This window comes from Reyranella sp. (assembly GCF_017305915.1).
Taxonomy (GTDB): Bacteria; Pseudomonadota; Alphaproteobacteria; order Reyranellales; family Reyranellaceae; genus Reyranella.
Genome location: NZ_JAFKJN010000026.1, coordinates 96,727 through 105,783 on the forward strand (window position 1 = coordinate 96,727; position 9,057 = coordinate 105,783).

6 protein-coding genes are annotated in these 9,057 nt (G+C 62.2%); 4 read left to right on the forward strand and 2 right to left on the reverse strand.

All coding sequences use genetic code 11. From position 1 onward, the window contains the following. Positions 1-238: 238 nt before the first annotated feature. Positions 239-685 (reverse strand): nuclear transport factor 2 family protein, encoded by a 447-nt coding sequence (locus J0J01_RS24660; protein WP_296385570.1) that lies wholly within the window; start codon positions 683-685, stop codon positions 239-241. Positions 686-933: 248 nt separating this feature from the next. Between J0J01_RS24660 and J0J01_RS24665 the strand changes: the two genes are divergently transcribed. Next, the gene (locus J0J01_RS24665; protein WP_296385572.1) at positions 934-1,407 is read left to right on the forward strand and encodes a (2Fe-2S)-binding protein; all 474 of its coding nucleotides are present in this window, start codon (positions 934-936) and stop codon (positions 1,405-1,407) included. Further along, positions 1,404-3,518 carry a molybdopterin cofactor-binding domain-containing protein gene (locus J0J01_RS24670; RefSeq protein WP_296385574.1) on the forward strand — a complete coding sequence of 705 codons (2,115 nt, stop codon included), beginning with the start codon at positions 1,404-1,406 and terminating at the stop codon, positions 3,516-3,518. The genes J0J01_RS24665 and J0J01_RS24670 overlap by 4 nt, the downstream gene beginning before the upstream one ends. A 57-nt stretch (positions 3,519-3,575) precedes the next feature. On the opposite strand, the gene J0J01_RS24675 is transcribed toward J0J01_RS24670, so the two are convergent. Continuing rightward, positions 3,576-4,670 (reverse strand): hypothetical protein, encoded by a 1,095-nt coding sequence (locus J0J01_RS24675; RefSeq protein ID WP_296385576.1) that lies wholly within the window; start codon positions 4,668-4,670, stop codon positions 3,576-3,578. 200 nt (positions 4,671-4,870) lie between these two features. On the opposite strand from J0J01_RS24675, the gene J0J01_RS32760 reads away from it, so the two are divergent. Continuing rightward, positions 4,871-5,098 (forward strand): RHS repeat domain-containing protein, encoded by a 228-nt coding sequence (locus tag J0J01_RS32760; protein WP_365738195.1) that lies wholly within the window; start codon positions 4,871-4,873, stop codon positions 5,096-5,098. Between the two features lie 241 nt (positions 5,099-5,339). Beyond that, positions 5,340-8,912: a DUF6531 domain-containing protein gene (locus J0J01_RS24680; protein ID WP_296385578.1), complete on the forward strand. Its 3,573-nt coding sequence runs from the start codon at positions 5,340-5,342 to the stop codon at positions 8,910-8,912. Positions 8,913-9,057: the final 145 nt, after the last annotated feature.

Genomic DNA, 9,057 nt, shown 5'->3' on the forward strand with positions numbered 1-9,057 from the left:
GGCGGGCGGTGCCGTAGCGGTAGGCGCCCTCCGGGCGCCGGTCGGTCGAAGGCCGAACCGCAGGCACCGCGGTGTGGAGGCTTGCGCACGAACTTGAGCTCAAGTCCGTGCGCAAGCGGCACGGTGCGGGCCCTGCGGTTCGGCCTTCGGCCGACAGAGCGTTTCCGACTGCGTCGGAAACGCGTAGGCGCGACGGAGCGCGCCTACCGCTACGGGCCCGCCGGTGTGATGCTTCGCATCACACCTTGAACGCCTGTCTCGCGAGAAGCCGCCATCCGCCGGCTTCCTTCTGCCAGACCTGCAGCACGCCGATCTTCGACACGTTCCACTTGCCGTCGCCGGCGCCGCTTTCGCTCTCCCAGGCATGGCGCACGATGGCGTTGTTGCCGGCGACCGCGACCGTCTGCTTCGACAGCTCGATCGACTTGTAGACCGTCTTCCTGCTGGCGATCACCTCGACGAAATCCTTCTTGTCCTGGATCACGCCGCCGGAATGGCCGTAGCTCAGGCTGTCCGAGACGAGCGCCCCGAGCTTGGCGCGGTCGGCGGCGAGCATCGCCCTGGTGAGCGCCGCGACCGCTTCGGCGACGGCCGCCTGGTCGCTGGTTTCGGCCGACGCGGGCAGGGTGGCGAGACCCAAAGCGAGGAACGCGAACGCGCCGGCCTGACGGCGGGAGATGGCCATGTTTCCTCCGTTCTTCCCAACTGCGTGGGATGGATGGCAATGCTATCACTCGGCGCGATGCAATGCATCGCGCCGCTGTGTGGAGGCTTGGCCAGCGACTTGAGCTCAAGTTCGTGCGCAAGCGGCACGGTGCGGACCCTGCGGTTCGGCCTGCGGCCGACAGAGCGTTTCCGACTGCGTCGGAAACGCGTAGGCGCGACGGAGCGCGCCTACCGCTACGGGCCCGCCCATGCGATGCTGCGCATCGCATGACCATCGCATTCACAGTGAACGGCAGCGTCAGGAACGTCGACGTGCCGGAGACCACGTCGCTGCTCGAGGCGCTGCGCAACCACCTCGGCCTGATGGGCACGCGCTACGGCTGCGGGCTGGAGCAGTGCGGCGCCTGCATGGTGCTGGTCGACGGCCAGCCGGTATTCGCCTGCACGCGCGAGACCGGCACCGTCGCCGGCCGCAGCGTCACCACCATCGAAGGCCTCGGCACGCCCGATAGCTTGCATCCGCTGCAGCGGGCCTTCCTCGACGAGCAGGCGGGGCAGTGCGGCTACTGCCTGTCGGGCATCATCGTGTCGGCCAAGGCGCTGCTCGACCGCAACCCCAAGCCGTCGCGTGCCGATATCGTGGCCGCGCTCGATCGTCATCTCTGCCGCTGCGGCGCCCATCAACGCATCATCCGCGCCGTCGAGCGCGCTGCGCCCTTGATCGAGAAGGGGGCGGCATGAACGCGCCCAACCTGCCGACCAGCCTGGTCGACAATCCGCGGCTCGACCGCTGGATCCATTTCAACGACGACCGCACGGTACGCATCGCCTCGGGCAAGGTCGAGATCGGCCAGGGTGTCGTCACGGCGCTGAGCCAGATCGCCGCCGACGAGCTCGACCTGCCGCTCGAGCGCGTCCAGCTTCTGTCGGGCGACACCGATCACGGTCCCGACGAGATGTACACGACCTCGTCGCTGTCCATCGAGATGTCCGGCAGCTCGATCCGCCTGGTCTGCGCCGAGGTGCGCGCCAAGGCGCTCGACCGCGCCGCGCTGCGGCTGAATTGCAGCCCGGAGGATCTCACGGTCGTCGACGGTCAGTTCCTGCGCAACGGCGAGAAGACCGATCAGGATTACTGGACCGTCGCGCACGAAATCGACCTCAGCCAGGCGCCCAGCGGCACGTCGCGGCCGAAGAAGGCGGACGGCTACAAGGTGGTGGGCCAATCGGTGCCGCGGCTCGACCTGCCGGCGAAGGTCACTGGCGGCATCGCCTATGTGCACGACGTGCTGCCGCGCGACGTCCTGCATGCCCGCGTGCTGCGCCAGCCCAATCCCGGTGCCACGCTCGCTGCGCTCGACGAGGCGGCGATCCGGCGCGCGGCGAAGGGCGAGCTGCAGATCGTGCGCGAGACGAACTTCGTCGCGTTCGTGAGCCCGGTCGAGAGCGTCGCCCAGGCCGCCGCCGCGGCGGCGCCGGCGCATGCGCGCTGGGACGACCTGCGCCGGCTCACGCCGGCGCATCAGGAGGCGGCGTGGCTGAAAGGCCAGCCGGCCGAGGATCGGCACATCGGCGCGCCCGCGCGCGAGACCGCGCCGAAGAACCTGGCGCAGATCACCGTGTCGCGGCCCTACATCGCGCATGCCTCGATGGGGCCGTCCTGCGCGCTGGCCGAGTTCCGCGATGGCCATCTCACCGTGTGGTCGCACGGGCAGGGGATGCATCCCCTGCGGAAGAACCTCGCACCCGCGCTCGGCCTGCCGATCGAGGCGATCACGGCCAAGCACCTGCACGGCCCCGGCTGCTACGGCCACAACGGCGCCGACGATGCGGCGCTCGACGCCGCGCTGGTGGCGATGCGGCTTCCCGGCAAGACGATCCGCCTGCAATGGCGGCGCGAGGAGGAGTTCGGCTTCGAGCCGGTGGGACCGGCGATGCTGGTCAGCTTGCACGTCGATCTCGACGACAAGGGCCGGCCGGCCGACTGGACCACCGAGATCTGGAGCGCCACGCACGTGCAGCGCCCGGGCAGCGGCAGCGGCTATCTGCTGGCGACCGAAGCGCTGCCCAACCCGCCGCCCGAGGTGAAGCCGACCGATCCGCCCGAGGCGCGCGGCGGCGGCGGCACGCGCAACGCCGTGCCGCTCTACGACGTGCCGGCGCATCGCATCCTGCATCATCTCGTGCAGCGCGGGCCGGTGCGCACCTCGGCGCTGCGCGGCCTGGGCGCGCTGCCCAACGTCTATGCCATCGAGATGCTGATGGACGAGCTGGCGGCGCGCGTCGGCGAGGACCCGGTCGCCTATCGTCTGTCGATCCTGTCCGAGCCGCGGGGGCGGCGGCTGGTCGAACACATCGCGGCGATGAGCGACTGGAAAGGGCGCGGGCCGTCAGGCTCGGGCAGGGGCCTCGGCATGGCGTTCGCCCGCTACAAGAACAAGGCGGCCTACTGTGCCGTCGCGGCGGCGGTGACGGTCGAGGAGGTCGTGCGGGTCGACCGCGTCTGGTGCGTCGCCGACGCCGGCCTGGTGATCAATCCCGACGGCGCGCGCAACCAGCTCGAGGGCGGCATCGTCCAGGCGCTGAGCTGGACGCTCAAGGAGCAAGTCCGCTTCGACGACCACGGCATCGCCTCGCTCGACTGGGACGGCTATCCGATCCTGCGCTTCAGCGAGGTGCCGGAGATCGAGGCCGAGCTGGTCGACGGTGCGGGCAACCCGACGCTGGGCGTCGGCGAATGCTCGTGCGGCCCGACCGCGGCGGCGGTCGGCAACGCGGTCGCGCACGCATTAGGCGTGCGCATCCACGACATGCCGCTCACCCGCGAGCGCATCCTGAAGGCGCTGGGATAACGTCGATGTTGAGCTCAAGACCCTTGAGTCCGTCGCCCGCCGTCAGCTCGATTCAGTCTACCATCCTCTGTTGGCGTAGAACTTGTACTTCCAGTTGCCGGCGGTCAGCCCCGATTGAGCGCCAGACGTCTTGTTCAGCATTATCCACGGGCTCGAGTTGCTCTGCGTGGTAATGGCTGACATCGTCAGTCGACTGGCGGAGAGACTCACGGTTCCAAGGATCGTGGACGGATTGGACATCAACGAATAGGCGTGGATCTGATCGCCTACTGCGTAGTTCAGCTCGGTAGTCGTGTTCTCGATGATCCAGTCTATGACTCGGGGCGTCACGCCAATGTTGTGATACGCGGATGCTGCGGTGTTTGCGGCAGGGAGCGTCGCCGTAAAGGCACTTTCATAGAGCCCGTTGTATGCGTAGGCGACAGTGCTTGTGACCGTGCTCGCATTCGTCACAGCTTCTCCGACAAAGACAAGTGAGGCTTGCGGAGCGCTGGTGCCATTTCCGAGATAGCCGCGCATTTCCCCGATGTTGAAGGTGAACTGACCGCTGGTCGTCGCCGGAGTGCCACCCATTTGATAAATTGGCGCCAGCGTCGTCGATCCTGCGGCAAGCGCACCCGATGAGATGGTGACATATAGATAGTTCGCGGCGCTGGCAGTCAGGCTGCTCCAGGTCAGGTTGCTGGTGCTCACGCCGGTCGTATCCTGAGAAGCTCCGGTACCCGACGCGACGTTGTTGGCGGCCGTTGCTGCGAACGGCGCTGTGCTGCTGACGTTAGCAGACGTCAGAGAAAGGCTGGCCGATGTCGACGGCAAGAAGTTGGGAAGGCCAGCAGTTGTCACTGGTCCTGCGGCCACTGTTTGACGGCGATCACCGCCGCCGCTAGCTCCACCGCCAGCGTCAACGTATTGCTTTGTCGCCGCCTGAAGGGCCGAGGTCGGATTGCCCGGTAGGGTCTGCGCCCCGGTGAACGTGTTGGCCCCAAGAGTGGCGAAGCAAGTGACGATATAGTTGAAGTTAGCCATCACCTGCGTGGCATCAGCGTTAGTACCGTTGGTGAGATTGTAGGGAAGGCCACTGCCGCAGGTCTGAGCGATACTCGCAGTCGGTATCAAGAAGGCAGCGACAATCGCGGCAACGCGCTTGATCATCCTTAACTCCCCTTATCCAATTCAACATCTTTACTATGCGGGCTTGGTTAAATTCTCGCTACAACCTAAAGAGGTGGTCAAGATGTGCGAATCTGGATATGTATGTTTCGGCATTGCTCGTCTTAGGGTAGTGGGCGGAGGTAGCCATGCAGCGGGGCAGATACTGGGCGACTATTGGTGCGGCCCTCGCGCTTTCCAGCATGGGTTTCCTGGATTCGGATACTGCGCGCGCGGCGAATGGTTCTGTAGCTTACACATATGACGCGTTGGGCCGCTTGATAACGACGAGCTACGACACCGGCGTATGCATCGCATACAGCTATGATCCCAATGGCAACCGGCTGAGTGAGAAAATACTAGTAATTTCCTCAAGCAGCACCGGTGTGTGGGGTTGCTTCAATTGGAATGGCGCGAAATGGGGACCCTGACGCTGCGGCAGCTCCTCGCGAGCCTTCTATTGGTAGTAGCAGTTGACCCAGCAGTGGCACAAGCGCCCCCGGCACCCGCGCCTCCACCACCGGTCCCCAAACCCGAGCCGGCGCCATATGCCGAGGATGCTAAGGACATTGAGCGACGCGACAGGCTCCGGCCAAAGGCCGTCAAGCCAAAGGCCGCGGAAGAAATCTCGACGCATGGCCAATCATCTACGAAGTAGCTTAGGAGCCACCAATGCTGGGCCGTCTTGTGCGCTCTGTCGTCATCACATTAGTCGGCTTGCCTTTGCTTCTATTTCCGCCGCAAGTCCGCGCTCAAGCTGTTGCTCCGGAAATCGTCGAGCTGGCGCGGTCGCTCAAAGGCGACCCCGATCTGATCTTTGAATACGTCTACAACAATATTCGCACCCTCCCGATGCGCGGCAGTATCAAGGGCGCCCTCGGAGCGCTCTTGGATGGGTACGGGACATCGTACGATCAGGCCGAGCTTATGGTGTTGTTGCTGCGCCAATCCGGATACACCGCGAACTTTGCATTAGGATCTGTCCATCTTGCGGGAGCAGAGGCCGCCAACTGGCTTGGAACCGACACGACGCCAGGAAGCATCACAGCCGCGATGTTTTATGGGGGGTTTACATACGGATTCGACCTCAATCCGGATGGCTCCCTCCACGACATCAATTTCTCATGGGCATGGGTCCAGGCCAACATCCCCGGAAGCAGCTGCAGCACGACCTGTGTCTTCGATCCTGCAACCAAATTTGGGATGGGAGCCGCAGGGTACAGCCACGTAAGCGGCATGAGCGTGTCCGTGCTGCAGTCAGCGATGGGATACAATCGCTCGAGCTTTTTGACCAACGCCGCGGCAGTCACAACGACCAGCCCATGGGCGCTGACCTCGCTCAACCGAACCAACATCCGCAATGATCTGACGGCCTATGCAAGCAATCTTGTGCAGTACATCCGGTCCAACAATCCCGCGGCGTCAACGACCGATATTATCGGAGGAGTGACCGGAATTACCGCTCTCCCGCTCGGTACTCAATATCGATCAGGAGGAATCCCGCGGCAGTTCGCCTCTAGCTACACTGTATCCCCCGACATTCCATCTAGCGCGCGCGTGACTTTGACTCAGCAGTTTGGGTATATCAATTCGAGCGGGGCATTCGTATCGCTCGTTCCCTCTGCGCTCACGCTCAACGCAGCTGACGTCTACGGCCATCGAATGACGGTCGCGTTCTCATCTTCGTCGGTAGCGAGTCTGCTAGTCGACGGAGTTGCGCAGATGACCGCAACCGCCGCTCCGCCGTCAGGGACTGACCTAACCATTCGTACTTCGATGTCGTATCTGTGGCGCTCGGATCTGAACGGCTATCCGGGCTACACAAATAAAGATGATGCTCATGTCAGGCCTGGCCCAAACGCAGTCTACGCTGTCACTCCCAGCTGGGGCCCGGTAGGGAGGAGTACCGTCGAACGGCGGAAGCGGTTGTTGCAGCAGGCTATAGCCGATAACCCCGGAAACCCGGTAGCCGAGGCAGTAATCGGAGAGAGCTATTCAATCCTCGCCTACACGTACGCAGCAGAGTACTGGCAACACCAGCGGTTGCTTTCTCAGCTCTCTGGCGTCGTTCCAATGCAGTACTACCTATATGGCACTTACGGAAGCCAGACCTTGGGCGGCGTGACCGGACCGTTCATGAGTCTGTGGGCGCGAGCTGAGCGATACAGCCAAGCCATCGGTCGATCGTCGCCCCTCCCCATTGGATTCACTCAGGTCGAGACGAACGCCTTCCTAGTAGAGAGTCTGGCGAGCAGCGTAACTGAGTCAGCGATGCTGCGGCAGACACAATCGGGCATGCCTGCTGTGTCGACGGTCGAAGTGATCGACCGTGCAATCCAACAGGGAATTCGGATCTTCGACATCAATAACAACGCTATCTCTGGCAACGATGTGACGTACTACAACAACGTGGTTAAAGGCCTGATGACAGCCAGCGGATGGTCGACGGGCGACCAGTCAGCAGTCACCGCGAATGTGAACAACAGCGAACGTATACTTGCACCAGAAAGTGGGTCGATTGCGATTAGCCAATTTCGCGGCACAGGTTGGTTCAGGCTTGTCCAAGCGCAAGGCTATGACGGCGGAATGGGAGGTTCCATCAGCGGCAATCTTCATGGAGGCATGTCAGGCGACCCGGTTCAAATCGACCATATTCCCCCTAATGGGGTCTACAACAATGGAGCGCCGACGTATGATTTTTCTGTCATTTTGATCCCCGGAACCGGTCAGGGAGATGCAGGAGGCCTCCAAGGAGATAAGCCTTCGAGTGTAGATCCCATCAATCTCGTCACAGGCGACAGTTTCTTTGACACTACCGACCTGCGAATCGGCTCAAGGGACACGCCGTATGGGCTGGCTTTCCGGCGATACTATGACTCGGGCACCCGTCTGGAGGCCGGCACACTGGGCAACGGTTGGACCCACAGTTTCGACGTCACAGCCCTGGTCAATAGCGATCCTTACGAAGGGCTTGCGGCGAACTCTCCAATTAATGGAGCGGCCGCCATTGTCGGCACCATAGTAGCCCTCGACATGGGCAGCATGGACAATCTCCCAGTAGGTAGGCCCATTGAGCGGTTTGTCACCGGAGCGGTCATCTATCGCTGGGTTAGCGACAATGTGACGGACAACATCGTCGCAGTTAAACAGCCCGGTTCCATTGAGCATTTCGTCAAGCTAGCAGACGGTACGTATAATCCTCCGCCTGGCTCAGGTGCGACGCTTAGTTTCAATGGTGCTGCCTTTACCTATGCAGCGAAGGATTTGATGAAATGGGCTTTCAATGCGGATGGCGCTTTGGGGACGTTGACCAGTCCAGCCGGACCAGTTGTGACGTTATCCTACAGTGGCTCTCCCAGCATTCTTTCTACTGTCACGAACAATCTCGGCCGATCGCTCTCTTTCAGCTACACCTCCGGTCAGCTCACCCAAGTCACCGATGATTCTGGCCGCAGTGTGTCATATGCGTATGACGCATCTAACAATCTGACGTCGTTTATCGACACCCTAGGTCAGGCGACCACGTACAGCTACGACCTACCCGGCCGCATGACGCAAATGTTCTATCCGTGGGCACCAAATCAGGCCTATGTCACGAACGTTTACGACTCGCTGAGCCGTGTTCGAACGCAGGCGAACGTTTTTGGTGCGACCTGGAACTACTTCTTTGCGGGCTCCCGAAGTGAAGAAGTCGATCCTTTGGGAATGCGCCATGTGCTGTACAACTCCACGCGCGGCAAGACGCTCATGGAGATTCAGGATCTGCAAGGCCCCAATCAGTCGATAATGACCAACAGCTGGGACGCGCTCGATCGCTTGATGCAGTCGACGATGCCAGAGGGCAATAGCGCTTCCTACACGTACGACATCAAGAGCAACGTTCTGACGGTGACCAAGACGCCTAAACCCGGATCGCCGCTTACAGCGCTGACCGCGACGGCTACGTACGATCCAACGTTCAACAAGCCGCTCACGGTTACAGAACCGTTAGGCCGCGTGACCACGATGTCCTATGACGCCATCACCGGCAGCTTACTCTCAGTCATCGGAGATGCTGCGACCCTCAAAGCCACGACGCGCTATACCTACACTAGCCTTGGCCTGCCCCGCACTACGACTGATCCGGTCGGCACGGTGACCCTGAACAACTATGACGGCTTCGGCAATCTGACCTCGACGGTGCAAGACTCGGGGGCCGGACGACTGAACCTCATGACCTCCTATGTGTATGACGCGCGGGGCTGACCTGCCCCTGGGTTTTCGGGCCATCGATTAGTTGAGAGACTGGCCTCCGCGAGGAGGCAGGATGAAGAAGTCGAGGTTCACGGAAGAGCAGATCGTATCGATCTTGCGGGAGACGGATCGGGACACGGTGCCGGTGGTATCGAAG

Coding starts and splice junctions, on each gene's coding strand:
- J0J01_RS24660 (WP_296385570.1), bottom strand. CDS start 685: ATGGCCATCTCCCGCCGTCAGGCCGGCGCGTTCGCGTTCCTCGCTTTG.
- J0J01_RS24665 (WP_296385572.1), top strand. CDS start 934: ATGACCATCGCATTCACAGTGAACGGCAGCGTCAGGAACGTCGACGTG.
- J0J01_RS24670 (WP_296385574.1), top strand. CDS start 1,404: ATGAACGCGCCCAACCTGCCGACCAGCCTGGTCGACAATCCGCGGCTC.
- J0J01_RS24675 (WP_296385576.1), bottom strand. CDS start 4,670: ATGATCAAGCGCGTTGCCGCGATTGTCGCTGCCTTCTTGATACCGACT.
- J0J01_RS32760 (WP_365738195.1), top strand. CDS start 4,871: ATGGGTTTCCTGGATTCGGATACTGCGCGCGCGGCGAATGGTTCTGTA.
- J0J01_RS24680 (WP_296385578.1), top strand. CDS start 5,340: ATGCTGGGCCGTCTTGTGCGCTCTGTCGTCATCACATTAGTCGGCTTG.